At 45.8% G+C, this 25,515-nt stretch carries 31 protein-coding genes and 4 tRNA genes; 26 read left to right on the top strand and 9 right to left on the bottom strand.

Annotated features, from left to right (window positions below; genetic code table 11):
* Nucleotides 1–6: 6 nt before the first annotated feature.
* The 6 genes from B1728_RS11915 to B1728_RS11895 all read left to right on the top strand — a co-directional run bounded on the left by B1728_RS11915 (nt 7) and on the right by B1728_RS11895 (nt 3,788).
* A complete protein-coding gene (locus B1728_RS11915) occupies nt 7–1,260 on the top strand; it encodes an efflux RND transporter periplasmic adaptor subunit (protein WP_079910429.1) in 1,254 nt (417 codons plus the stop codon).
* Between the two features lie 30 nt (nt 1,261–1,290).
* Complete coding sequence (locus B1728_RS11910) at nt 1,291–3,015, top strand: hypothetical protein (protein WP_079910428.1); 1,725 nt, start codon at nt 1,291–1,293, stop codon at nt 3,013–3,015.
* Nucleotides 3,016–3,255: 240 nt separating this feature from the next.
* Nucleotides 3,256–3,420: a hypothetical protein gene (locus B1728_RS36260; protein WP_179135985.1), complete on the top strand. Its 165-nt coding sequence runs from the start codon at nt 3,256–3,258 to the stop codon at nt 3,418–3,420.
* Nucleotides 3,421–3,502: 82 nt separating this feature from the next.
* Nucleotides 3,503–3,579: transfer RNA gene (locus tag B1728_RS11905), tRNA-Met, on the top strand.
* A gap of 12 nt (nt 3,580–3,591) precedes the next feature.
* Nucleotides 3,592–3,668: transfer RNA gene (locus B1728_RS11900), tRNA-Ile, on the top strand.
* A 34-nt stretch (nt 3,669–3,702) separates the two neighbouring features.
* Nucleotides 3,703–3,788, top strand: a tRNA-Leu gene (locus B1728_RS11895).
* 147 nt (nt 3,789–3,935) lie between these two features.
* Here B1728_RS11895 and B1728_RS11890 read toward each other — a convergent pair.
* Nucleotides 3,936–4,262 carry a hypothetical protein gene (locus B1728_RS11890; RefSeq protein ID WP_079910427.1) on the bottom strand — a complete coding sequence of 109 codons (327 nt, stop codon included), beginning with the start codon at nt 4,260–4,262 and terminating at the stop codon, nt 3,936–3,938.
* A 32-nt stretch (nt 4,263–4,294) separates the two neighbouring features.
* Nucleotides 4,295–4,993 (bottom strand): pirin family protein, encoded by a 699-nt coding sequence (locus B1728_RS11885; RefSeq protein ID WP_079910426.1) that lies wholly within the window; start codon nt 4,991–4,993, stop codon nt 4,295–4,297.
* 151 nt (nt 4,994–5,144) lie between these two features.
* On the opposite strand from B1728_RS11885, the gene B1728_RS11880 reads away from it, so the two are divergent.
* The 12 genes from B1728_RS11880 (at nt 5,145) to B1728_RS11825 (ending at nt 13,346) form a co-directional block, all read left to right on the top strand.
* On the top strand, nt 5,145–5,534 hold the full coding sequence (locus tag B1728_RS11880; RefSeq protein WP_079910425.1) for a VOC family protein: 390 nt from the start codon (nt 5,145–5,147) through the stop codon (nt 5,532–5,534).
* An 82-nt stretch (nt 5,535–5,616) separates the two neighbouring features.
* Complete coding sequence (locus B1728_RS11875) at nt 5,617–6,765, top strand: acyltransferase (RefSeq protein ID WP_079910424.1); 1,149 nt, start codon at nt 5,617–5,619, stop codon at nt 6,763–6,765.
* A 193-nt stretch (nt 6,766–6,958) separates the two neighbouring features.
* Nucleotides 6,959–7,177, top strand: coding sequence for a hypothetical protein (locus tag B1728_RS11870; protein ID WP_079910423.1), 219 nt, complete (start codon nt 6,959–6,961; stop codon nt 7,175–7,177).
* An 82-nt stretch (nt 7,178–7,259) separates the two neighbouring features.
* Nucleotides 7,260–7,466 (top strand): hypothetical protein, encoded by a 207-nt coding sequence (locus B1728_RS36760; RefSeq protein ID WP_079910422.1) that lies wholly within the window; start codon nt 7,260–7,262, stop codon nt 7,464–7,466.
* A 217-nt stretch (nt 7,467–7,683) separates the two neighbouring features.
* Nucleotides 7,684–7,980, top strand: coding sequence for a hypothetical protein (locus B1728_RS11860; RefSeq protein ID WP_079910634.1), 297 nt, complete (start codon nt 7,684–7,686; stop codon nt 7,978–7,980).
* Between the two features lie 111 nt (nt 7,981–8,091).
* Entirely contained in the window at nt 8,092–8,316 is a 225-nt protein-coding gene (locus B1728_RS11855) for a helix-turn-helix transcriptional regulator (RefSeq protein WP_144027846.1), read from the top strand.
* A 606-nt stretch (nt 8,317–8,922) separates the two neighbouring features.
* Nucleotides 8,923–9,741: a polysaccharide deacetylase family protein gene (locus B1728_RS11850; protein ID WP_079910420.1), complete on the top strand. Its 819-nt coding sequence runs from the start codon at nt 8,923–8,925 to the stop codon at nt 9,739–9,741.
* 12 nt (nt 9,742–9,753) lie between these two features.
* A complete protein-coding gene (locus tag B1728_RS11845) occupies nt 9,754–10,593 on the top strand; it encodes a class I SAM-dependent methyltransferase (protein ID WP_256865338.1) in 840 nt (279 codons plus the stop codon).
* Nucleotides 10,594–10,636: 43 nt separating this feature from the next.
* A complete protein-coding gene (locus B1728_RS11840; RefSeq protein ID WP_256865333.1) occupies nt 10,637–11,161 on the top strand; it encodes a GNAT family N-acetyltransferase in 525 nt (174 codons plus the stop codon).
* A gap of 280 nt (nt 11,162–11,441) precedes the next feature.
* A complete protein-coding gene (locus B1728_RS11835) occupies nt 11,442–11,807 on the top strand; it encodes a PadR family transcriptional regulator (protein ID WP_079910417.1) in 366 nt (121 codons plus the stop codon).
* A complete protein-coding gene (locus B1728_RS11830; RefSeq protein ID WP_079910416.1) occupies nt 11,797–12,555 on the top strand; it encodes an HAAS domain-containing protein in 759 nt (252 codons plus the stop codon). Before B1728_RS11835 ends, B1728_RS11830 begins: the two co-directional genes overlap by 11 nt.
* Nucleotides 12,556–12,854: 299 nt before the next feature.
* Complete coding sequence (locus B1728_RS11825; RefSeq protein WP_144027844.1) at nt 12,855–13,346, top strand: hypothetical protein; 492 nt, start codon at nt 12,855–12,857, stop codon at nt 13,344–13,346.
* A 25-nt stretch (nt 13,347–13,371) separates the two neighbouring features.
* Here B1728_RS11825 and B1728_RS11820 read toward each other — a convergent pair.
* Nucleotides 13,372–13,443, bottom strand: a tRNA-Val gene (locus tag B1728_RS11820).
* Nucleotides 13,444–13,627: 184 nt separating this feature from the next.
* On the opposite strand from B1728_RS11820, the gene B1728_RS11815 reads away from it, so the two are divergent.
* From B1728_RS11815 to B1728_RS11805, 3 genes are read left to right on the top strand one after another with little or no spacing between them, the layout of a single operon-like run.
* Nucleotides 13,628–14,569, top strand: coding sequence for a hypothetical protein (locus tag B1728_RS11815; protein ID WP_179135984.1), 942 nt, complete (start codon nt 13,628–13,630; stop codon nt 14,567–14,569).
* Nucleotides 14,570–14,613: 44 nt separating this feature from the next.
* Nucleotides 14,614–15,621 (top strand): phosphotransferase, encoded by a 1,008-nt coding sequence (locus B1728_RS11810; RefSeq protein ID WP_079910414.1) that lies wholly within the window; start codon nt 14,614–14,616, stop codon nt 15,619–15,621.
* 4 nt (nt 15,622–15,625) lie between these two features.
* Nucleotides 15,626–15,919: a DUF1811 family protein gene (locus tag B1728_RS11805; RefSeq protein ID WP_079910413.1), complete on the top strand. Its 294-nt coding sequence runs from the start codon at nt 15,626–15,628 to the stop codon at nt 15,917–15,919.
* Here B1728_RS11805 and B1728_RS11800 read toward each other — a convergent pair.
* Entirely contained in the window at nt 15,916–16,632 is a 717-nt protein-coding gene (locus B1728_RS11800; RefSeq protein WP_079910412.1) for a Crp/Fnr family transcriptional regulator, read from the bottom strand. The genes B1728_RS11805 and B1728_RS11800 overlap by 4 nt on opposite strands.
* Nucleotides 16,633–16,922: 290 nt before the next feature.
* Here B1728_RS11800 and mobA point away from each other — a divergent pair, with 290 nt between their 5' ends.
* A complete protein-coding gene (gene mobA, locus B1728_RS11795) occupies nt 16,923–17,480 on the top strand; it encodes a molybdenum cofactor guanylyltransferase (RefSeq protein WP_079910411.1) in 558 nt (185 codons plus the stop codon).
* A 30-nt stretch (nt 17,481–17,510) separates the two neighbouring features.
* Here the strand turns inward: mobA and B1728_RS11790 are convergent, their stop codons facing one another.
* On the bottom strand, nt 17,511–18,206 hold the full coding sequence (locus B1728_RS11790; protein WP_179135983.1) for a Crp/Fnr family transcriptional regulator: 696 nt from the start codon (nt 18,204–18,206) through the stop codon (nt 17,511–17,513).
* A gap of 173 nt (nt 18,207–18,379) precedes the next feature.
* Here B1728_RS11790 and B1728_RS11785 point away from each other — a divergent pair, with 173 nt between their 5' ends.
* The gene (locus B1728_RS11785; RefSeq protein WP_079910409.1) at nt 18,380–19,861 is read left to right on the top strand and encodes a stalk domain-containing protein; all 1,482 of its coding nucleotides are present in this window, start codon (nt 18,380–18,382) and stop codon (nt 19,859–19,861) included.
* A gap of 49 nt (nt 19,862–19,910) precedes the next feature.
* The gene (locus tag B1728_RS11780) at nt 19,911–20,405 is read left to right on the top strand and encodes a divergent PAP2 family protein (protein WP_144027843.1); all 495 of its coding nucleotides are present in this window, start codon (nt 19,911–19,913) and stop codon (nt 20,403–20,405) included.
* Between the two features lie 50 nt (nt 20,406–20,455).
* On the opposite strand, the gene B1728_RS11775 is transcribed toward B1728_RS11780, so the two are convergent.
* From B1728_RS11775 to B1728_RS11765, 3 genes are all read right to left on the bottom strand, one after another.
* On the bottom strand, nt 20,456–22,084 hold the full coding sequence (locus B1728_RS11775) for an ATP-binding protein (RefSeq protein WP_079910408.1): 1,629 nt from the start codon (nt 22,082–22,084) through the stop codon (nt 20,456–20,458).
* A gap of 390 nt (nt 22,085–22,474) precedes the next feature.
* Entirely contained in the window at nt 22,475–23,218 is a 744-nt protein-coding gene (locus tag B1728_RS11770) for an MBL fold metallo-hydrolase (protein ID WP_079910407.1), read from the bottom strand.
* Between the two features lie 91 nt (nt 23,219–23,309).
* Nucleotides 23,310–23,471, bottom strand: a complete 162-nt coding sequence (locus B1728_RS11765) for an aspartyl-phosphate phosphatase Spo0E family protein (protein WP_079910406.1) — start codon at nt 23,469–23,471, stop codon at nt 23,310–23,312.
* A 320-nt stretch (nt 23,472–23,791) separates the two neighbouring features.
* Between B1728_RS11765 and B1728_RS11760 the strand changes: the two genes are divergently transcribed.
* The gene (locus B1728_RS11760; protein ID WP_079910405.1) at nt 23,792–24,412 is read left to right on the top strand and encodes a stalk domain-containing protein; all 621 of its coding nucleotides are present in this window, start codon (nt 23,792–23,794) and stop codon (nt 24,410–24,412) included.
* 97 nt (nt 24,413–24,509) lie between these two features.
* Nucleotides 24,510–24,809 (top strand): DUF1292 domain-containing protein, encoded by a 300-nt coding sequence (locus tag B1728_RS11755; RefSeq protein WP_079910404.1) that lies wholly within the window; start codon nt 24,510–24,512, stop codon nt 24,807–24,809.
* A gap of 152 nt (nt 24,810–24,961) precedes the next feature.
* On the opposite strand, the gene B1728_RS11750 is transcribed toward B1728_RS11755, so the two are convergent.
* Nucleotides 24,962–25,381, bottom strand: coding sequence for a DUF1885 family protein (locus tag B1728_RS11750; protein ID WP_079910403.1), 420 nt, complete (start codon nt 25,379–25,381; stop codon nt 24,962–24,964).
* Between the last annotated feature and the right edge of the window lie 134 nt (nt 25,382–25,515).

Raw genomic sequence — 25,515 nt, 5'->3', positions numbered from 1 at the left:
AAGCTAATGAATCCGACATTTGCAAAAACGCTAAAACAAAGCACCAAAGTCATGGGGGCCGTAGTCATCAGCTCGGCACTGATCGCGGGGTGTACTTCCAAGCCTGCGGCTCAGCCCGAGGCAAGTGCAGCTGAAACGAAAATCAAGACCGTTAAAACAGCCAAGATTGAAAAGAAAAAAATCGGAGATCCACTCGAGCAGGTAGCCGACGTGGCCTCTTCCATTCAAGTGGATGTCGTGAACAAGGTTGGCGGCGACATTCTGGAAATATTGAAAAAACGGGGAGACTCGGTAGAAAAGGGCGAGGTTATTTTCCGGATCGATCCTACCGACGTGCAGCTGCAAAAGGAAAGAGCTCAAATCTCGCTAACCGGCAGCCAGCAGCAATTGGTGAAATCCAAGGAGGATTTAGTCAACTCCCGGCAAGAGCTTCAGAACGGGATCACCAAGCTGGAAACCTCAATAAAGGATACTGAGAAAAATTACAGCAAAATGCGCAACGACTACGATATGGGGCTGGTCACCAAGTTCCAGCTGGAGCAAATGGAAAGTCAGCTTAACAATCTTAAGCTTGACCTGGAAAACTCCAAAGCAAAGCTGAAAACTTTGGATACGACCAATTCTTTATCCCAGGTGGAGCAGTCGCTGCAATCTTCTGAGCTATCCATCCGGGAAGCGGACCGGACGTTATCCAATATGGAAGTAAAGGCGCCGGTAAGCGGTGTGTTGACGGATCTCCCTATCGAAACAGGAATGACGCTGCAAGCGGGCTTCCGAGCGGCACAGGTTCAGCAGCTTGATCCGATCAAGATTAAAGCGGAGCTGACGGAGGATGCGGCGAACATGATCCGCGGGAAGCAGGAGCTTACCTTCTACGTACCGGGCACGACCGATAAGCAAACAGCCAAGGTGAGCTATTTGGCCGATGTGATGAGCGCTCAGTCCAAATCGTATTCCCTCGAGCTTGAAGTGCCGAATGCGGACCGCAAGCTGAAGCCTGGCATGAAGGCTCAGGTGCTGCTGTCCGAGGAGAAGGACCAAGTGGTTGTTACGGTACCGACCTTGAGCGTTGTACGTGAGGGTGGAGATACCTTCGTATTCGTCTTGGCAGGCGACTCGGTAGAGAAGCGTAAGGTTCAGCTTGGCCGTCTGAACGAGGCGGAGCAGGAAGTGATCTCGGGAGTGAAAGAGGGGGAACAGCTCGTCATCTCCGGGCAGAATCAGTTAAAAGATAAGGAAAAGGTAGAGCTTGCGAAATAATCGCATGAACTGGAGGAGAACCAAGTGAAAATGAACTGGAAAAAGACCGTAACATCCGTCGTCATTACGACCTCGCTAATGACAACAGGCTATACCGCGCTGGCTGCGGAACCCACAGAAACAGCTAATCTGGCGGCTCCGGCTGCTTCTTATACCCTAACCGATGCTTTGAGCGTGGATATCAAGAGTGTATTGAACGAGCATGTACTCGAAGGCACGAGAATCGGCGTTGTCGTTCGCATGAAAAACAACAGCGGAGCCATTACCCGGGTTCCTGAATACGAGCTTCGCGTCAAAACCGCTGACGGAGTCGAGTACACGCTGCAGCCCAGCGCCTCGAACCCTAAGTCTATCCAACCAAGAGCCAACACGGAATTGAGCTACATGTCTGTAATTGACAGGACGGACAACGTGACGCTGTCCGAAGTGAATTGGACCGATGTCGATTATTATGTATATCCGAAAACGGAAACTCTGATTGTAGCAGCTCCGATCGCCGGCCAGTCCTGGAAGGGCAGCGATATGGCGATCACCGATCCGATGGCCGTCAAAAAATGGGGAGAGACCTTCAAAATCGCATCCTTCGAGTCTCCCCTGGTATACACTCCCGTTAGTATTGAGAAGGAAATGACCGATAAAGGAACGGTACAAGTTGTTCAGCTGTTAGTGAAGAATCCGTCGGAGGGAAGGGAGACGCTGCCGGACTTCACATTGGATGGCAAGTCAGACACGCAAGTGTATGCAGGCAAGAGAGTCGAGCAAGGAGACATCGTGCTGGAAGCCAAGGAACAAAAATATATTCATTACGCTATTTCTACCGATAATGACACGGTGCTTTCAAGCATCAACTTGCTGACACCGGAGAAGTTTGCCCAATCCGGAAACGGCGGACAGCCCACTTTGGTCAATTATAACGTCGGAAGGCTGAACATCTTACTGCAGTCTACTGGGGCAGGTACGGCTTATCCGGTTTATCAGATGGGCAGCGCCATGAAATTCGACAGCTTGAGCGATTTGATTCATCCGAACATGCAGGTATCCCTGGTAGAGTTTCATATGGATGCTAATGAAGAAGAGGGCTCAAAGAATGTAACCGCCAAGTTTAAGTTAACTAATAACAGTGATATGCCGATTGCGGTTCCGGAATTCCAGACGGATCTGGTCAGTGCTGACGGCTATACGTATAGCGGCAACCGCCAACTCATTTCAACCAAAAGCGTACTGCCGAACTCCAGCCTGGTTGTCTCTTATTCTTATACACTACCGAATTCAGAGCAGGGTAACGGGCTTGCATTAAAAGTACAGGATACCCAGAAGGCAGCTCCGTACAAAACAACGATTGCGGCTTATAGCGTTGTCCTTCAGCCGGATGAGCCGGAGAATGAATTTAAAGTATACCCATTTGGGGCAAAAGTAACCTACTGGACGATCACGCCTATTTTCAACCGGCTGGGTAATTCGCTAACCTATTCTTACAAAGCTAGATTTGATCTGGAGCTGACCCGCGATGAATCGGTTCAGGTTGATCCAAGCTTTTCCAAGCTGCAGTTTGAGATCTATGATTCTATCGGTCGGTTGATAGGTACAACGACTGGCAAGTTTATCGGTGCGGGAAGACTTGTAACCGGGGAAAATAACATTATTTTCGAATCCACGACCGAGCAGTTTGAACGACCTCTGACGATTCGCGTCTATGAGCTGTTTACTACACAAGCCGGTGAATCCAAACGTTTGCTTGGTGTATTTAAGCAATAATCCATATATCATCAAGGAGGCTGCCTTCGGGCAGCTTCTTTTTTTCTTAGAATATCATTATGAAATATCGGAAAGTTCGCAAGGTGCGTGAATCAGCCCAAAAAGATATTTCCTATATTATGGGTTTATTACGTAAATGTGGAGAAATAAAAAAGGGGCGGGATGGAAAATAAGCCAATTGATTTTTGGATATGCTATATACCAACACACTGAAATATGAATTAATCGGAGTGAACGAACATGAATTGGGTATATTGGGCTAAGCTGTACGAAAGCAAATTTCAGGCTGGCTGTCTTGCCAAGAGAATGGAAGAGGATTGGTGGATTTACGGCTACGAGTGCCCTCAAGAGGTTGAAGTGTACCGCTCCAAAAAAGGCCGTTTTGGGGTCCGTTACATCGTATAAAATTTTTTGTTATTTTTTTCTTGACAACTCTTCTATCTATATTGTATTATTGAGTTCGTCGCTAAGACAACTAGCCAACTAACGCGGGGTGGAGCAGCCCGGTAGCTCGTCGGGCTCATAACCCGAAGGCCGCAGGTTCAAATCCTGCCCCCGCAACCAAACCCATCTTGTGGGCCCTTAGCTCAGTTGGTTAGAGCGGTCGGCTCATAACCGATTGGTCGGGGGTTCGAGTCCCTCAGGGCCCACCACCATTGCAATTTGATCGTGGTCATCATCATGTTTGCCGGAGTGGCGGAATGGCAGACGCACAGGACTTAAAATCCTGCGGGGGCGACCCCGTACCGGTTCGAGTCCGGTCTTCGGCACCACAATCATTCCATAGCGTACATAACAGTCCCGTATGATTCATGCAGCAGCGTGAACCTTACGGGATTTTTTATTGGAGCAGGCCTTGAACTCGTTCCCCTATAAGGGCTTCCCAGGAAGCCCTTGTTCGCTTAGAGAACAGCGGATGATCAAATTTTCTCGTTATTGTATTCCATTCTGGTATCCACCTGGATAGTCCACTTGCGCGAATCCAGGTCATAATGAATTTGAGGCTTATCTTTATCATAAAACCAATATTTCCGAATAGGCTTACCAGGCTCTTCAATAAAATAAAACAAATTAAGATTCCATATGTTATTCTCCACCAACGCGGCCGTCTCCGGCTCCACATCCTCGACTGTAAAGATCCACTCGCCTTCTTTTCCATCGAGAGAGAATGACTTTTGCTTCCCGCTGACATCGAACAGCATACGGCTGCCGATAGCATGCTTAATATAAAAATGAATTTTGGACATCCTCTTGTTCACTCCCCGGCTTTATGACCTTTTTATGGTAAATCGATGAGCAGCAGCGTCGCACCTTGCTCTGTATTCAACGACAGATCGGTTTCATGAGTGATTCTAGCCGCATCCCGGCGGTTCAGATGATTCGACTCGTTAATAGATAAAGAGCCCTCTATCACGAAGATATACGTTCTGCGGTCCGGCTTTTGCCGGAATGTGATCGATTGTCCAGGATCCAGCTCCGATAAATACATCGTTAGATTTTGATGAATGTGTGCGATATGAGGTCCTGATGCGTCCGAAACGATAGGAAGCAGCCGATTTTTCATTAGAGCAGGATCATAGCTCGTCGTTTCGTAAGAAGGCTCTAACTGCCGCTGATTCGGTGTGAACCATATTTGCAGCAGCTCTACTTCCTCATCTCCCGGATTGACTTCTGAATGGATAATGCCGGTCCCCGCCGTCATTCGCTGGATGCCACCGAAGCCGGTGACTGCCTTGTGCCCCGTGCTGTCTTCGTGCTGCAGCTGGCCTCTCAATACAATGGAGACAATCTCCATCTCGCGGTGGGGATGAGCGCCGAAGCCTCGATGTCCTGCAACCACATCGTCATTAAAGACGCAGAGGGGGCCGAATTCGGTATTCTCCGGATCGTAGTAATCTCCGAAGGAGAAGCTGAAATTGCTTTGAAGCCAGCCGTGGTCGGAAGAATAACGGGAATCGGCAGGATGGATTTGTATCATGGGATTCACTCCTTTAGAAAATATAGTTGCTTATCTTTAGTATATATAAAGGGTGGGACAATTTCAATGATTGTCATCCGGTTCTTTTTTCGATAATATGGACCATGATTGATAAAGAATTCCATTGGAAGTGAATGAGGAGGATGTGAATATGGCAAGAACCAAAATGGAGCATGTCGGCGTTATGGTAACCAATTTGGAGCGTTCTATTACTTTTTATCAAGAGATAGTAGGACTGACCTTGAAGGATACGCTGATTCATTCCAATGGCGTGATGAGGCTTGCATTTCTTGGCTTCGGCCAAGCAGGCGAGACGGAGCTGGAGCTGATTGAAGGGTACAATGACGGGCTGCCCGTTGAAGGGAAGGTACATCATATTGCCTTCACTACAGACGATATCGAAGAGGAATTCACGAGAATCCAGTCGCTTGATGTGAAGCTTATCGATTCGGAGATCACTACACTGCCTAACGGCTCGCGGTACTTCTTCTTTCACGGACCTGACGGGGAATGGATCGAATTTTTCCAATCGACGAGATAACAAAGCTTAGGATTCATGTGTGATATACTAAGGAGGCTGGTTTTTCACAAACCGCTAAGCAACCAAGAGGAGTGAAAGACCTTTGTCCAAGCAGGCAAGAGTTGAGGAAATTCAATATTTACGCGGTTTTGCTTTCCTGGCCGTCGTGCTTCAGCACGCGATTGGCCATTACGCTTATTTGCCCGAAACGGGGCTAGAGAATGGCGCCGTACTCGGACTGCTGCTTATAGCGGCGAAGTTTGCCGTTCCGATCTTTATTTTCATTACCGGATTTGTCTTGTTCTATAATTACAGGGACAAGGTTCCCTTTGTTCCGTTCATCCGCAAAAGGTTTAAAGATATCGTGCTGCCTTATTTGATCTGGTCTACCTTGTATGCGATCTTTTTTGGAGATTTGGGTGCCGAATGGCGGGATGTAGGCAAGCGGATTCTGCTTGACTGGGTGACGGGGAAAGCATCGTACCATCTTTGGTACGTTGTCATGAGTATCCAATTGTATCTTTTGTTCCCGCTCCTTCAAAGAGGTGTGCTGCGCATTTGGGAGATAACCAAGCCTTGGATGCTTAGGGCTGGCTTTATTCTCTTATGCCTTGCCTATATCGGCTTGACTACGAAAATAGGTGACATAAGTTCCGCGGCCGAAAGCTGGCATCTTCCGGTTGTTACGCCCTTGTTCACCGAATACGCGGATCGTAATGCATTGTACTTTTTGCTTTATTTTATTATGGGCGCCGCAGCCGGTCTGAATATCCAGTACTGGAAACCATGGATGATGAAAACAAGAACGGTCTGGCTCTCGCTGTACCTTCTTTGCAGTCTGGTATTATTCTACAAGATTGTTCACAGCTTTCCGACCGGCAGCGGCTACGTGATTCAGTACAATGCGACATTGCTGCTTCAGCCTTTTATGGTCGTATTTCTGCTGCTTTCCGTCATAGCCATGTGCATCATGGCGGTTTGGCTGCAGGAAGGGACTAGCGATGCGCTTCGCAGGACATTCTATTATTTGGGCAAGCATTCCTATGGAGCTTATTTGGCTCATGCATTAATGCTTACCTTCGCAACCGGTGCAGCGGATTATATGCTCCCAGGGGGAAATATTTCGATAAGGACCGTAGCGGCCTTCCTTCTATGCGCATTCTTATCGGTGCTGACAGCGGTGGTTTTGAGCAAGCTGCCTATCGGTCGATGGCTGGTTGGGGCCCCCTCTCCCCGCAAGAAGATAGCCTAAGCTGCCGCTTTTCCAGTAACATTCGCAAAAGCCGAGTCTTCGTCAGAAGGTTTCGGCTTTTGTTATATACTTTTTGATTTGTGCAGCTTGCTGACAGTTGGGATTTATAGCATCCATGCAGCATTTACCATTGCATAAGCCAAGTCCTCTCAGGATATAATGGAACATATGTTCTGTATGGAGGGATGGCAGGTTGTTCAAGGAGCTTAAAAGGTATGCAGGCCGACAAGTGCACATCATCTACTGGGATCGGAAGGGAGCTATGACCCAGCGCCGGATTTGGATTCAAACGGTTGACGACATGCTGCTTCGTGCTTATTGCTGTGAGCGTAAAGCACCAAGGGTTTTTGCCGTGAATCGTGTATTGACGGTTTTCCCCGCTTATGGAGAAGCTGTTTCATCTAGAAAATAATAAGCGCTGCCGTGCTTTATGCGGGTACAATCCGGCTTCCGCCTACATAGTATACATCAACCCTAGTGTTGAGGTGATCGCTATGAGTGGCAAAAAAGTCAAAAAGAAAAACACTCCCGTTTCAAGCATTGATAAAAACAAGTTCAATATGAAAATCGTTACCTCAGATGTGTGCAGCCGATGCAGAAAATGCGAACGCGGACTCCGTTACCTGGAAAAAATGTCTCAGCCAGGCGCAATTGGAAAAGGAGTCCCCTGTATTTTAACGAAAGGTAAGGCATATGTCTGAACGATACAGGTGAGGGGGTCCGTAAACTGCGGACCTTTTTTTGGCATTTGGCGAAATGGGGGGAAGTATAGCAGCACTTGCAGCTTATTTGGTAGAATCCGGACCTGCTTTGATAGGATCGAAGTCTATTTTTTTTCTTACATATATTGACTGCGAACAAATGTTTGGTATAATAGAGATAGAACAAGCGTTCCTATTAATGAGAGGGGTGTATGCTATGAATTCGAAAAAAGTTAGATTTATTGAACGAGACTATTACAGAACGTTGATGGTTAACAACAGCAGCTATTTAAGCGATAGTCAGATCGACAAAATCCTTGACGCAGCCGGCACGCAATGGGCAGATCTCACTTTTAAATTTTTCGATGACGGTTCCTTAACCATCATTGATAATGATACGGATCAGCATGTCCCTCTCAAAGAGTTGAAGGGAGCCGCTTATGATTTTTATGTAAGGCAAAGAATATCCATGATACGTACGAATCTGGAGAACAAAATTCTGCAGTCTGCTTGATGGCTAGGTTTAACGGCAGGATGCTGCCTCATCATATAAGTCCCTTTTCTTTGTCCGTTTAAATACGTTATAGTTATGGGAAACGATGTAATCAGGGAGAAGGTTTGCAGAATGACGACAGAGTTCAGCATCAAATTGAAGCAGCTGAGGATGCAGCAAGACATCTCATTACGTAAGCTGGGGGAGAAAGCGGGTGTAAGCTACTCTATTATCAATTCAATTGAGAACGGGAGATTTCAGCCGACTCGGGAGACGGTAATCGCAGTAGCTAAGGCTTTGCGTTATGAACCGGTCACTGATCTTCTGGTTCTTGCGGGTTACCAAGACGAACTATAAGTAGGTCATTATAACTACGAAATTCGACAAAAACTTCCAAACTCCAGTATAATAGTAGCAGATAGAGAGAGGAGAGACTTCCTATGTTACTAATTTGGAATGTTATAGGCTTGATTTTATTAGGTGCACTTCTATACTTATCCCTTAAAACACTTCTGCAAAAGGTGGATTAGACGAACAAGATGCAGCAAGATCAGCATAGGCCAATATGTAAAACGGAAGATCAGGAAACCTTAAGACTTAACAGATTGATGCGCGAAATCAAAAAAATAATAAATCATAAACAAGAACAGAGCATCATAAAGAGGTATATTCGTTACAGGAGGAAGCCAAAGACGAAGCCACAGGGATGGTCATAGACCGCTGTTTATATGCTCTATATAGATGATTCATGGGAAAGTATGTGTTCGAATGAATGCAGTGAAGGGTTCACTAGCATTCTTTTTTTATATCGTATTTGCTAATAGATACTTTTTGAAATGGAAAAATAATGATAATATTGTAAGAATATAGAGAAATGGTGTATAAGCGGATAAGGGACCTTTCCGAGTGGTAGATGAGAGCATTCCAATTCCTGCATGGTCAGAGAGGTGTAGTAGATTGAGAATGGCGTTTACTGTGGATGTTGAGGATTGGTTTTGCAGCCCGGAGTTATCTCTAAATGAATGGGAACGCTACGAAATTAGGTTGGAACGGCCGCTTCATCACATATTAGACCTGATGGAAGAGCGGAGTGCCCACGGCACTTTTTTTGTATTGGGCTGGATAGCCGAGAAAAGGCCGGATCTGGTGAAGGAAATCGCCCGAAGAGGCCATGAGATCGCATCGCACGGCTACTCGCACCGTCTGGTATACCATCAATCGTCCGACGAGTTCAGAGAGGATATCCGGAAGTCCAAGCACATCTTGGAACATATCACAGGGGAGCGGGTCCTTGGGTATCGAGCACCATGCTTCTCTATAACGGAAGCGGCTTTGGATATATTATCGGAGGAGGGCTTTGTCTACGACTCCAGTATCATTCCGAATACACTGAACACCTCTTATTCCAAATTTAATTTAGCCCCATCCTTGCTGACTCCTTTCCGGATAAAACGGAATCTATGGGAAGTTCCGATGCCTGTTTTACCTGTGGGCAGGCTTAACATCCCTTGGGGCGGCGGAGGCTATTTTCGAATCTACCCCTATTGTCTCTTCTATAGCGGGGCCCGATCGATTATCAAAACAAACGGTTCGTTTATTTATTACACGCATCCGTATGATCTCGATGAGGGTCAACCGCAAATTTTCAATTCATCCTGGATTAACAGCCTCAGGAGATATTACGGTTTAAAAAATACGGCAAACAAAATAAGGCGCCTGCTATCTCATTTCACGTGTACCTCGATCCGCGAATATCATCCTGTCATTTTCGAGAGGAAGTAAACCGTTGTGGATATGAAAGCGCAAATTCTGCTGAACAATGGACTGCTGCGTAGTGTAGCCTCTATTTATGCCTGGCAGGAAGGATTACAGCTTAACGGAACATCCGGTTTGCTTGAAGAAAACAAGCAAGTTCTCTTGGCTCATCGGATTGTATCGGAAGATTTGAAGCTATTGGACAAGCGATTCGGCTACACTTGTTATGAGCATTACCGTCAGAACCTCGAGCCGGAATATTTTGATACCTTGTTAATGAAGGAATCGATACATCGTGAATCCATATTAGATCTTTGCTGTGGAGGAGGCGCGACCATTCGGGCGCTGCTTAATCATGAGCCGCGGATTATCTATGGATTAGATTCCGATGCGGAACAGCTGCAGCTGGTTCAAACGTTCTACAGCTCCATGAGGGGGACGAATACCCGGCTTGTCACCAAAGTGTCTGATGCACATAGCATTCCACTCGATAATGAGTGCGTTGATATGGCAGTCTGCCGGGTAGCCTTGCATTATTTGAATGAAAATCTTGTGCTGACCGACATTTACCGCATCCTTCGCCCGCATGGAAAGCTGTTTTTGCTTGTTCATGGAATCGGCTATATCTATCATTACTTGTTTACTAGAAAAAGGATTTTTAGCAAACAGATGATTCACTTTCTCTATAATGATGGGGTACGACGCAACCCTATATCACAATCCCTAAATCAACGTTCGAGCGCAAAGGTGCTCACCATTCGTCAGGTAAAACGGCTCCTTGCCGATTCGGGATTTGTGAATGTGCAGGCTTACACGCACAGCAGCATGATGATATTAGGGAAACTTCCCGTATATTTCGCCGTTGTTGCTGAGAAGTAAAGGACGAATGACACGAGATCTTGAGACTAAGGAGAGATATTCTGTGGCAGAGCGTGTTGAATTAGTGAAACCGACGGCAGATTGGCAAAACGAATACATGGAGTTTTATCTCGAATGGAAGCGGAGTGGGGAACAGATGGTTCCGTGGGTTATAAGTAAGGATCCTTCCGATTTTCAGGGGATGCTGCGATCTCTTCAAGATAATGAGAAAGGCGATAACTTGCCCGAACACTGGGTTCCGGATTCTACCTATTGGCTGGTTACCGAATCCCAAAAAATCGTAGGAGCAGTGAACATCAGGCATCGCTTGACGGATAAGCTTCTTCAATCCGGAGGCCATATCGGTTATGGCATTCGTCCATCCGAACGGCGTAAGGGGTATGCAACAAAGCTGTTGTCGTTAGCGCTGAATAAAGCAAAGGATTTAGGGATTCAGAAGGTGCTGGTTGTCTGCGATGCTTGGAATATAGGGTCGGAGAAAACGATTCTATATAACGGCGGGATCGAGGATTCGAGCTATACAGAGGAAGACGGCAATATAATCAAGCGATTTTGGATTGAAGTATGAGCAGAGCGGGGTTACTAGTCGTTCTAAATGGTTTGTGTTATAGCCATTTCTACATTCAGATGGGGTTAAATGCTTTTGAAGTGTCCTATCCTTTCCTGGAGGGTGGGCACTCTTTTTCTTTTAATTAAATGATTCCCAATATTTTTTTAGGAACTCTTCGTGGTTTACCTTGCATTACAAGACTAATAAAGTTATACTAACTACATCATTATCATGTAATGCAAGATATTTTACAGTTATATATCTTGTATTGCAAGCTACCGGAGAGGGGGGGAGATATTTGTCATCAACAACACAAATGCTAAAAGGGATTATTGATGGCTGTATACTGGCGATTATTGGAAAAAAAGAGGTGTACGGATATGAATTGGCAGAGGAATTGGGTCATTGTGGGTTTGAGTCCTTTAGTGAAGGGACCATTTATCCATTGTTGATGCGGATGCAAAGGGAAGAATTAGTTACATCAACACTAAAAAACTCAACAGCTGGACCAAAAAGAAAATATTACTCACTAACAACTAAAGGTGAGCAGGAATTGAAAAATTTCGTGGAACGTTGGACCGCGCTGCAGAACAATGTTAACAGAGTGTTAGATTATGGGTCAGATACAAAGTTTGCAAAAGGAGATGAGATGGTTGAAGAATGAATTACAGCTTTCTAAAAAGAGCCGAGATTTCTTAGAAAACTTACGGCTATACTTATTTTCGAGTGGAAAAAATTCCGATGAAATCGAAGATATTGTAACAGAGTTAGAAATCCATTTATCAGAAGCCGAAAAAAATGGTAAACCCATCGAAAAAATTATTGGTAAATCACCGAAAGAGTATATGAAGATGGTTTCTAATGAAATGACCCTTGACTATCGAACATGGTTCAAATACATTTGCATCATCGTTTTCGGGTCGTTTTCATTTACGGTTTTCCCTGATTTATTAGAAGGCAACCTTTCTTATTCCGTCTTGGAAATTTTCGGGCATATTGTAATTGGCATTATATTTATTGCTTCTGTTTTCACTGGATTTAAATATATTGCTTCAGTTCATCTATCTATCAAAAAGCAGGGAATGATCTTATTCGGTATAGGGATACTGCCAATCGTTCTGTTTATTGGTTTAATCTACCTAAATAGAGCCATCGACACTCCCGTCATTCATTTTGGCCATACGGGGAGCTTGATTATCGGCGTAATCACAGCACTGTTGATAGTAGGCGTATCCATTTGGGCAAAATCATGGATTCTAATCATTATCATGGCATTGTTAACATTGCCAGATTATTTACTTAATCTAACGCCACTTCAAAATGAAACTCAACTCATCATAAGTACGATTATAACCTTTGGTGGAATTGCCATTTACCTTTGGATATTATCTAAATCGGAAAAAAGTAGATGAGGATTGAAATCTGTAACGACAGACTCGTGGAAACTTAAATCAAACCCTTATTTTCATTATAATTTCCACGAGTGTTTTCGATAGCTATTATCATTTATATTTTGATGAACGTATTATAGAAATTAAACATAGTAAAATAACTATTGGGGAAATGATGTAGATTGTTGTCTGGGTAACGCTTGTGTCATTTGGACTAACGGTAATCAAAAGAATGACACTTGTTATTATGGTTAAAAAACTGGTTATATTGTCACTTTTCATTTAATCAACACCTTTCTTTTAAAGGGGAGCTAGCATTGTTGGATAAAGAATTATTATTTAATCTTGATAGAGTTCAAAAAGGTCAAAAAGACATCATAAAAAATCAATATATTGAAAAGTTTTTCTCAACAAATGGTGAGTATTACGAAAATTATGTAAATGTCGGTGATGGATATTACCTTTGGTGCTGTTTTAAACAGCAAGGCCAGATTTATACTTTCTCCGTCGAAGAGTTTGGAATTGAAATGGATCGTACGGCCGCAAAAAATGTGTTCCTGTTCTGGGATCACCACATACTACCGGATCTTATGGATTTGGGGCGGAAGGAGTTGTTCACTTGTTCGAGTCAATTTTTAATTGATAATGTAAAAGCTTTTCCGCGTGATTTTTACGTATTTGATAATACTTTAGAGTGGACAATCATTATGACTCACGAGTATCAGAATGAAACAGCGGATGGAGATAATGGGTTCGTCATAAACCAAAATGAGGAACAAAATAAAAAAGACAGCAAGAAACCCCTTAATTAATAAGGGGCTTCGCTATACATCGTTATGACCTGTGCTGGGTTCGAACCAGCGACCCCTACCCTGTCAAGATAGTGCTCTCCCGCTGAGCTAACAAGTCTTATTAAGTTCGTCACCTCATCAGCGACAAGTACTAATATACCAAGATATTGGGTCCATGTCAACGGTTTGCATAAAAAAATATGAAAAGTTTACTTTACGGGTTTGTGATGAAGATTGCAGCACGCAATCCGATACCTTATGCTATAATACTAGGATATCAACCTAGTGAAAGAAGGTACAGGATGAGGGAGTTTCAACGGTCATTTCAACCTATTCAATTGCAAATGCAGCAGGAGCCGCTCCAAGACGAATCCATCGATTGGGGAAGCAAGGAATGGGGTACTCACCGGTTTCATATTCGCCAGCTGGTGACTCATGCCGTCGATCAGCTGCAGGTGAAGGATAAGGCGGTTGTACTCGGGGCGGGGACTCACGGGGATGTTGATTTACCTGAGCTCGCCAATCAATTTATGCAGGTTTTGGTGCTTGACACGGAGTCCAATGCTCTGGAAGATATTATAGAGTCGAGCAACGGGTTATTATCTGGTAAAATGAAGTCTGTTACCCATGTAGACTATACTTGCTTGGATCAGGTGCAGTTCTACGAGACTTGGGAAGAAATGCTGTTGAACCAAGCTCCCGCCGCTGAGATGGCGGCTTATATAAAAGATTGTTCGTTTCGAGTCCGACATCGCGAGGCCTTCCCGCAATGGAAGAAGAGCTTCGCTCTTGTTGTGTCATCCTCAGTACATACGCAGCTGTTTTATATTCATGCGCTGACCCAATTTGCGGGGTACGCCGATCAATATGAAGAAGCGGATGTTCGTCTGGTGATCGAGGCGTTAGCGTATCTTCGCGACAGTCTCATCACGGATTATAACAAGCTGTTAAGCACGCTGCTGATGCCGGGCGGCAGGCTGGTGATGTGGTCGGATATGATTCGGCTGGACGAGCATAATGAAGCATTGCTTGAGACCTTGTACCAATTGAAAACAGAGGAAGAGCGGCTTCGCTTTTTGTTCCAGGCCTTCGGTCAGTATGGTATGGAAGCGGCCGTCCTCGGCTTGAAGGATCTTCATGATCAATTGCTGCCGGATCACCGTTTGTTTAAGTGTTGGGTTTGGATGTCAGATCAGGATAAGAAATATATAACGGCCGGCTTTTCCGGTACGTTTCGCGGATAATCTCATTACATCAGGGTAAGGCATAATAACAAGGAGCAGGTTCCATGAAAAATGATATAGAAGGCATCGTTACGGAAGTTTTGGAGAACTATTTTGAAGACAGCCAGTGGAGGGTTGAGGCGAAGGAAAGCGGCGTCAACAACACGACCCGGTTCGTGTACACTCCAATGGGCGCATTTGTATTACGAATTTATGAAAACCATGAAGATATGAATAAAATTATCTATGAGAGCACTGTATTGCAGCAGCTTCAAAGGGTAAAGCTATCCTATCGCGTACCGAAGCCGGTTGCTACTATCAAAGGAATGCCCTATGTAGTTACGGTGTCAGGCAAAATAGCCGTCTTATTCGAATATATCGAAGGCGAACGGGCCGATTTAACCGATCCCGGACATGTAGAGGCGATAGGCAGGGCTATGGGGGAATTGACGGATGCACTGTCTCGAATCCAGCTGGATGTAGACGCAGCATACGAGCCTTATTACGAGCTCTATGAGGTCCACCCGCTGGTGAAGAAGGACAGGCTGGATGCCTGGATGAAAGAGATGAGTGAAGGACCGTATCACAATGAAATCCAGCTGTTAAGCGGAGGGATAGACCGTTTACTCAACAATATTCCGGGATTATGCCGCTTACCGGTCCAATTGACGCATTCCGATATCGTTGCGGGCAACGTGCTAATCGATGACGGCGAAATATCCGGCGTACTGGATTTTGAATTTGTCACCCCGGATCTTCGTGCCATGGACGCGGCTGTATTTCTGTGCGAGCTGATCCGTCAGCAGGAAGCGAATGGCTGGAGCTTGGTAGAGGCTTTCATCGCAGGCTATGGCCAAGCAGCCCGCTTGAATGAGGATGAGATTGAAGCTTTGCCGCAGTTGATTTTGCTGCGCAGTATGGTGCTCTGCATCCATTTCCTTGGAAGACATTGGGACGGTATCGATGAGGAGCAGGTTATCGGCCGTTATTTAACCGAGCTGAGTCAAGTATATGCATGGCTGGAGCAAAATAAAGAACAGCTGATGGACCTTTGCCGGGCACAATGGGGGTGATTGGATGAAGAAGCTGTACAGCCAGATGTCGCCGGGAGAGCTTGATGCGGAGCTGGCGGACATTCTGGAAGCGCTGGCCAAGGCTGAGTTTCCAAGCCAGAAGGAGCTTTTAGAACGCAAATATTACACTGCCAAATCGTATTTGCTGGACCCGTCGGATTTTCAGCCTGGCACATATCATGTTGAGGGGTTCGAGGAGCCCTTCGAGCTGGAATATATCAACGGAATGATGGGCTGGGGCAAAATGGGAAGTGACCCGGAGGCCAGCTTTCCTATCTCGATGCTGACCCGGGCCTAAATCCGGCACATATCTTTGGGACAATTCTCGCATTGACATACGTTTTTCAAATATTCGATATTTTCAATAACCATATAGCCGTTATCCACGGACAGGATGCCTAGCTTCTTAAGGTCGCTGAGCATGCGGTTGACACTTTCGCGGGTTGCGCCGATCATATCGGCCAGCTCGCTGTTTGTCAATTTCTTCGTGATCAAAATTTGGCTGCCGCTGCTTTGTCCGTAAGAGTTGCTCAAGCGGATTAACGTCGAGCATAGCGCCCCGGGCTTTCCGAACATCATCAGGTCACGAAACTTTGTTTGTGTCATCCGATGCATAAGTCCCATCCATTTCATGAATTCAATGGATAGATCTCCATGCTGCCACAGCAGTGTCTCCAGGTCCTTTTGCTGAATAATCCCGATCATGCTGTCTTCCATGACCTCCGCATTAAAGCTATGAACCGATTGATGGAAAGGGTCCAGCTGACCGAATAAATCTCCATCCCCGTACATGTATAGAATAAAGCTTTTCCCCTCATCGCTTGTTTTCGTAATTTTGACCCGTCCCTGAATCATGAAATATAGCTTATCCGCAGGATCGCCTTCCCAGAACAAATACGAACCCGAAGTCACCTTCTGTTCATACATGATGTCCTTCAGCTTTTGCAGGTTTTCCTTTGAAAAACAGTCGGTATTATGAACGCCGTCCACCATAAGAGAACAGTGCAGCATGTAATTTTCCTCCTTGCCCTATCGCACGTTACCCGCATGTTGTATAGGACTTAGTTTATTAAACCAATCCCTCTTGGAGCACGCGGGAGGTGTCTCGCCGATAAGGTTTTTCCTTTGCTTTAACCATATCGGATTCATCTCACAGGCGATGTGACAAAAATCACGCTTTTCCTGAAAAAGCGCCCAATTCTGTGATATTTGTAACATGCAGAGGCGTGCCCGGCTTGATATAGTTATAAATAGCAACAGGCAGGGGATTTCAGCTTTGCAGGAAAGGATGTGAAAGACACATGCTGAGCGGAGTCATACTGGCCGGAGGAGAGAAAGGAGTAGCGAGATCGCTGCGTCTCGTCGGCGGTGAAGCTTTCATTGAATGCCAGATTCGCGAAATGCAAAAGGTGTGCCAGGAAATCATAGTTGTAACTAACGAACCGAGGAGGCTGCTCCCAGTGGTTCCGCGGTCCATCCGGATTTTGACGGACTATTATCCCGGGTTCGGTGTATTGAGCGGTATGCATGCCGCCTTTGCATTAAGCAAGTACGATGATTTATGGGTCATAGGAAGTCATGCTCCCTATGTGTATTCTTCAAGCTCCATTCTCCGGTTGTCGGAAACAAAGCAGCGGCAGTCCGTTCAAGCGGTCCTGCCGGTCATGGAGGAGAAGCCCGAAGCGCTCGGAGGCGTGTACAGCAGAAGCTGCCTGGACGTCATCACGGAGCTGATCAGGCAGGAGGAGAGCGGGGTTATAGAGCTGCTTCAGCGTATTTCTTGGATAGGGATAAAGCTTACCGATTGGCGTATATGGGATTCTTATGTACCAACCAACCCTAATCCCTGTACGAATTAAGGTTCGGCTGGTGAGTAGAAGTAATAGGGGTCACATTCTGCAAATATCCGGAGGGCAATCGGGGCACTGGACAATAGAACGCAAGTAAGCAAGATCGGTAATGACAAGGTGACCGTCCATATAGGTGATGGCGCCTTGCTCCTGATATGCGCTCAGCATACGGCTGACCCCTTCTCTAGTCGTTCCCATCAGGTTGGCCAGCTCGGTTTTGGTCATCTTTAATTGAATACGAATGCCTGCCTCGCACGGCTCGCCGTAAGAATTGCTCATACGTATCAGTGTGGAAGCCAGTGCGCCGTTCTTGCCATACAGCATCAGATCGCGGAACTTGGACTGCGAGGTTCGATGAAGCAATCCCATCCATTTCATGAATTCTACCGCGAAGCTCCCGCTGCCCGCAACCAGCTCTTCCAGAGCATCGCTCGATATCAACCCGATTTCGCTGTCCTGCATCATTTCTGCACTGCAGCTAAACTGCGCCTCTCCGTTGCCTATCTCCATATAAAAATCCCCGGGTTGAAGCAGCTGTAAAATAAGCTCTTGACCGTCCTTAGTGACTTTATACACCTTCACCAACCCATGCTTGATGTAAAAGCAAGAGCGTGCCGACTCACCTTCCCAAAACAGGTGATTTCCGGATTTTTTATGTTCAAATGCCAGCCGCTGCTCCAGCTGCTTGAAATTAGCTGCGGATAAATAGTCGGCAATTTGTGTATGAGCATTCATTCTCATGGACATCGTCAGATCAAACCTTTCTGCGTAGGTCGTAGTTCTATTGTATCGGAATTAAATCCAATAACCTACAAAAACTTTATACAATATTCATACTATTTGTGCTAAGATGATGTTAAAGGAAAATTGAAAGCGTTGTCATTTGATGTGGGACGGTGTTGCTTTTTATGGGCAAAAAGGTAGCTGCATTCTGGATTTGGCTTGGTTTATGTATGGCATATTCCTGCATCATTTTAGCTCAAGATAAAGAGCCGGCAGTTACCTATATAAGTCCGGAAGGGATTCGCTTTCAAAGCTACAGCACGAAGTGGGATCTGGATAAATTGAAGGGATTGTATGAAATGCTGCTTCATTGTGAGCATGGGGAGGAATTGGCAGAGCTGAAGCAGGTCGCCCTTTATCCGGATCGAAGTGTAGGCAAGAGCGGCTACAGAGTAGGCTATTACAATATAAAAAACAAAAGTATTGATCTGTACGAAGTCGATGCGCTGCCTATTGAACGGACGCTGATTCATGAGTACGGACATCATTTTACTTATTATTGGCTGCAGAAGAAGGAAGGCATCTATCCTTCCCAGTTGACGGAAGCATCCCAATGGTCACAAATCCGCCGGTTGGATGGTTTTCCTATCCGGTGGGCGGGAACTACTTTACCCTACAGCCATAAATGGGACCCGGAAGAAATTATGGCGGAAGATTATGTATTGCTCTTCGGTATCGACTCCAGACCTCTTCCTGACAGACCTAGCGATGTTGTGAATTGGTTGCGGCACGAGAATGATTACATTCCATCCGTGCTGTCCATTCCAGCTGTCCGAAGTTATTGGCAGACCGCGGCGGGACTTCCGCCAAAGCCGGCATTGAAAATGCCTGTTCTTCAACAGTGGGAGCTGGTAAAGGATGAAACGCCGGACGAAGCCGGCCCCAAAATCCATGTTGCGTTCTCCTCGGCCGCGCCGTCTAATGAGCATAAGCTCATGTATGGCATTCGCATCATGGGCTTCGGTGAGCAGGGAGGGATTCCTGTCAGCATAACAACAGGGCTCGAAGCAGAAGGCAGGGGACAAGTGGAAGCCAGCCTGGATATACGGCCTTTGACACAGGAGCTCCAAACATTTTATCTCCATATTCAAGTATGGGCCTTGGAGCCGGAGAGCAAACAGATCATGTATACCCCTTATTATATGAATTGGTTCTCATTTGATACGGAGACCGGGACGCTGAAGCCGATGACACTCCCGCTGGATAAACAAGGCCTTCGCACTATGCTGAAGAACGAAGGGATGGAAAGCTGGCCGCTTGTTCTTATGTATTTGAACGGGAAGCCTTATAATGCCGTGCGGAAGTACCAAGAAAGCGGCGTCGACTATATTCCTCTGAGATTATTTTCGGATGGGGATGACGCTAACCAGCCATTGAACAGCGACGGCAGGCCGCTGGACGTTCAGTTTCAACAGCGATCTGTGAAGGTTCAAATGAATCAGGACGAAGCCTGGATTGACGGCAAGAGCGTTAAGCTTGGACATTTTATCAAAAAGCTGGGGGCGGAACCCGTTGTAGCCGTCAGTGAGCTGCCACAGCTCTTCGGCGTGGTCATTCAATGGGAGGGAGACGGCAGCGGAAGCATTGTTCAAATGGATACACCTTAGGATGTATAGAACGCCCCAAGATACAAAATGCTATGCTTGAGGTGATACGATGAACCGTGCTTTAACTACGGCTCTGCTCTCCGTCGGCTTGGCCCAACTGGCCAAGGTTCCGCTCGCATACCAGCAGACAGGCAGGCTGGACTGGTCGAATTTGCTCAGAACCGGAGGAATGCCAAGCTCACACTCCGCTGGTGTAGCCGCATTAGCCTCCTATGTCGCCTTAAAACGAGGAGTAACCTCTATCCATTTCGCAACAGCCAGCATGCTCGGCCTTATTGTTATGTTTGATGCAATGGGAATTCGAAGACAAGCGGGAATTATTGCGACGGAAGTGAACGATTTGGGAGATACCGTTGCTCTAATGGCAGAGAAGGACCCGTCCTTAGGGCATGAGAAGCGGGAGAAACAGCTGGAGGAAAGGCTTGGCCATATCCCGCAAGAGGTGCTTGGAGGAGCGCTGATGGGCACCTTTATCGGGGCGGGCAGCTTTTTGCTGGAAAAGCCGACGCGGAAACGCAAATTTTTTATTCCATGGTTTGATTAAATCAACGAACCCTGTATGGTCATCATGACCGGTACAGGGTTCATTCTTTGCTACATGGAGCTTCTATTCCCGCTAAGGCTCATCTGAGGAGAGGCGTCCGGATGACTCAGCGGCACCGTGATCGTAAATTTGGTCCCTTTACCGATTTGGCTTTCCACTTCCATCGTGCCTTCGTGGTCCTGCACAATTTTATGGCAGATGGATAATCCCAGGCCCGTACCGGATTCTTTGGTTGTATAGAAGGGAAGGAATATTTGGTCCAGCTCGTGCTCGGGAATGCCTTGGCCGGTATCGGATATTTCTATGACGGCATGGTCCTTATCTTTAGTAAGGCGAATTCGCACAAGTCCTTCATCAGGCATAGCTTCAAAAGCGTTTTTTATCAGATTCAGCAGCAGCTGCAGCATTTTATCCTGATCCATCAGCATCATAAGCGGCTCGGAGGAGGATTCAAAATCGATATGATGCCCCAGCCGGGATGTTTCCGAGTCCAGCAGGGAGATGACCCTTTGGATGCAATCCTTAATCGAATGGACTTTGAACTGCGTAGCATGCGGCTTGGAAAACTGAAGGAATTCGGCCGTCAGCATACTCATGCGTGTAATTTCATCCATAATTAAATCATACCACGGTTTAATATTATAATTATCCGATTTTGATATTTGCAGGAAACCCTTAATAGTCGTAAGAGGGTTTCGGATTTCATGGGCCATGCCCGAGGCTAGCTCTCCGACGACACGCAGCTTTTCGGAACGAAGCATATGCTCCTCGCGTTTTAACCAGGACTCTCTTTTCATAGTATACAGATTGCGCTCTGCTATAAAAAACAAATCGTCCTTGGATGCACCGTCATCGGGGTAAAATGCCATACCGTAGTTAATCTCGATCCCCGTAAGCTTAGGGAATTCCGAGGCCATTAATTGCGAGATATTGTTCTGCGTATGGCCGGTATCACTATAATCCAGAACGATAGCAAATTCGTCGCCTCCATAGCGGGAGATAACGAGGGCTTCGGGAAACATAATCCTCAACAGCTGAGCCACCTGCTTCAGTATCCGGTTCACTCCATGAAACCCGTTGATCGTATTGAGTGATTTCAAGTCCTTGCAGTCGATCAGCACAAGCGCTACGGACTTGTGAATTTGCACCAGATGCTCCAGCTGGCGGTGGCATTCCTCATAGTTGTACAGCCCGGTTAAAGCGTCGTGGGTGCTTAGGTGTTTTTTCTCATTGTCCAGCTGCAGCGTTTGGTTCTCAATGACATGCAAGTACCTTTTAAACAAATAGCCTACAATCAGGCAGCTGCACGCGCAAAATAGCAAAATAAACAACCGGTAGCTTGTAAATGGCATATACATACAAGCGATAAGCACGTATCCGGCAGTATAGATGATAGTGACGGGAGTTGCGAACTGTGGGTTTTTGATGGAGTGCATCGATTTACAGATTTGAACGATATAGAGCGGCAAGACTAAATCCATTTGGCTTATCCAGTGAAAAAGCATAACCAGACCCATCTGGAGGATAGGAGATCCTTTAAGCTTGTTCTCGGCAAGATGGGCGGCCAGGTAAGCTATGGCGGCTATAATTAGCAGCCAAGGATGATCCGTTATGTCAAATCCAATGGAGGAAGCGCAAATAACGGCAGTGTAGGCAATCAGAATCCAATGATAGCTCATGCTTTCATACTCCTTATCATAATTTAGGAATGAAAGGGTATTAATGGAATTCTCTGTGAAGTGTTCAAATCCTTCCGTGTAAATCGGAATTATCCGGCTGTTTAATAAAAACTTTTGATTGCTATCCTAGTAACCAAGGGCAAGTGGTTGAGGAAGCCCCCAACGGTTTTAAGGGGTAAACGTTTTCATATGCATGGACAAAGAGCTGTACATTCGGCTAAATAGCCGATGTCCTTCGTATACCCCAATATTGATCTGTACGGTGAAGTGGATCATGATAAAAACCTGACCTTCATAGGAGGTCAGGTTTTCTCATGATAGGCAGCAGCCATTAAGAAGCCGGTAAGACATCGCCTATCATAGTTTGAACATCCTCTCGATCCGTCACACTTAATCGAAATCGTAGCGTTTATGTTGTTCGATGAAGGACATCTCACCTGTCTTGCCTCTATATTGCTCCATAGTATCGTCGTAATGCATCAAGTATACGCTGCGCTGAATGTGGGAAGGCAGAGTAAGCAGCTCTTCGAGGCACGCATGCACAAGACCGGGAGATGATAGCTGGCAGTCATGCAAAATATACTTGCATCTTTGATTCTCATATAAACTCATTAGAAGGGAAGGATTGAACGTCGTATCGGCGCTGAAAAAGACAGTATCGTTCAAAAGCACGGAATAGCTTGGTTTATCAGGTATATGTATAGAACGGATGATCTCAATGACTAATCCCGGCGAGAGATGAATCGGAGAGGCTTCGTCCAGAGCGATGACGTCAAAATAATCCTGCAGGCTGGTTAAGCCTTCAGCTGCATTCTCAAGGCCTCCTCTCAGGGAGTGGTCCCATAAGGCTTCAAGAACTTTGACGGGCACGAACAGCTTGATTTTTCGCTTGAATTCATATTTAAACCGAAAAGCGAATTCTTCGAGACCTCCAACGTGATCCGCATGAATATGGGTGATAAGCAGGGCGTCAATCTGGTCTATATCGATATCCAGAGCATGCAGTGCTCTAGGTGCTGTCGCTCCGCAATCGATTAATAAGACGAACCCGTTACAGGTTACCAGAGCATTATTGTTAAAATATTTTTTTGAAAAAGCACTTCCCGTGCCGATCATCTGAATTTGCAGGCTCACAAACGATCCTCCACTCGTGGTTCCGTAGCACTTAAGTCATTTTTAAATCTACCATGTCTTTGAACCTATTTACAAGAGAAATTTGACAAGCTTATTTTGATTTCATTTGTTCTAGGATATAAGAGTCCAGCTTTTGACTGATGGCTAACACATCCGGATGACCGAAATTGTACTGGTGCTTCACTACAACTTGCGCCAAGTGCCTCTTGAGAGCCTCAATTTCCTCTTCCAGCCGACTTGGGTCTGATGACATGCTACCATCTCCATATGACAGATTAGGATTGCGATAATTGCAATATACCACGTTTAGTATGGAAAACAAAGCAGTGTTCAATTTCCCGGGGAAGCGCAAAAATCGTCAAAAGCTTGCATGGAGTGATCCGGGCAGGCTGCAGATAACTGCAGAATTGGCGTATTTTGTATGAAGGCGGGAAGAAAATTGGTTATTATTACTATATCTAGTCTATCGGAAAAACATTTTTTTTGTTTAATAAGGAAATGAGCGCAACTCTTTCCACCGATCGGAGTATAAGCATATAGAACAAAGTACAAGACACGATGGAGGTTGCTGGAATGTTTAAAGTACCGCGGATGCTAACGCTGGTGCTCTCTTTATCACTCTTCGGAGCAACGGGGGCTATGGCCAGTTCAATATGGGGCGACTATGAGGGCTTCAGCAAGATCAAATTGGTAGTGAATGATGTGGAAAAGCAGTTCAAAGATAACGAGACTCCGGCCTTTTTGATTAAAGGCAATGCGGTTTTGCCGGTTCGCGCTTTATCCGACTCGCTGCAATCGCTAGTTCGTTGGGACGACACTACCAAGACCGTATCCGTCTTTAAGCCTAACGTTCATATGTTCGTAGCGGAAAAAGTGAACGACGATTACTCGGTAAAGTCTCCGTTTGGACGGGTGCCAAAGGGGAAAAAGATTGATTTTGCCGTCTTTGCTCAAGTGGACAGCTTGAAGACGCCATTTTACTCTTTCAAAATTTCCATAGTAACACCTAGCGGTAAAGAAGCGGTGCCGGCCCACGAGAAAATCGTCAACGGGCAAAAGGAAAACTTCTGGTACCCGTGGCCGTTCTCGGTTTCTTTCAACGAGGCGGGGGATTACAAGATCAAATTCTCCATCAAGCTGGATGAAGACGGAGAGTACACGGACGTTTCCGAGAAGGTCATCGTATCCGAGTAAAGGAAACCCGAAGGCCAAGCTGTCTTACATTGACCTCAACCTACGAAACGTGTTACCATACGAGGGATGACTAATTTAGATGAAATGAGGTTTTCCCATGAGCGATCACATACACGATGAGAACTGTGATCATGACCACGATCACGAAGACGATATTTTTATCGTAACAGATAAAGACGGCGTTGAGCATGAAATGGTTATGGTATATACGTTTGAGGCAAGCGACCAGCCTTATGCAGTCTTGCTGGACCGCAATGATCCGGAAGCGGACGGGGTTATTTTCCGAATCGAGGAAGAAGATGACGAGGCTTATCTCGCCAGCATCGAGGACGAGGAAGAATGGGACCGCGTGGTTCAGATTTACAATCAGATTATTGAAGAGCAAGCAAACGAATAATGAGCAAAACCTTCTTGCCGAAGCAAGAAGGTTTTTTAACATTGTAGTGTTTATGAAATTGGACAGGAAGCCTTGCCGTTTTACATGAATCCACTTAAAGCACCGCTCCAGTTCATGAAGGGAGCTTACACGCAGACACGCTAGGACGGGAATTACTTGCGCGGATTGAAGTACATAATACGTCCATTGAATAGATGAAGCTCGGCTTTCCAAAGCTTGGCTAAATATTTACAAAACTCGTTGCCCTTGGATCTGTCCCCATGCGTACAATCGTCTGGAAGAACGACTTGAATATAGTGCCGTTCCTGATCCGTATGCTGGTCTTTGCCTGACCCCATGACGATATATTTGTACAAGGCGTTCTTGCCTTTGAGGTAAAACCATTTGCCCTCGCCTTCGGGCTTGGACTCTATGCTGTACGGGAAACCGGCATCTTCATAATCCCACCCCAGCTGCTTGCCGGTGAGATTCAGCTGCTCTTTGTAATGCAGCAATTGATCTTTCAATTCATCCAAAGTTACGGAAGAAACGGTGGAGCCTTCTACAAACTTTATATAAGCGCTTTGAGCCATAACCGATACACCTGCCTGTAAGATGGACTGGAAAGGGTTTCACAATCATAATAAGACCATCATAGCATTTCAAGGTTGGATTGACAATATGATCAAGCATTGTATCATTATGGAGAAACTATCAACATGTTAGG

The sequence above is a fragment of the Paenibacillus sp. 32352 genome (assembly GCF_002042965.1).
GTDB lineage: Bacteria > Bacillota > Bacilli > Paenibacillales > NBRC-103111 > Paenibacillus_S > Paenibacillus_S vulneris.
The sequence above is the reverse complement of the archived record's forward strand: the minus strand, read 5'-3'. Positions and strand labels throughout refer to the sequence as shown.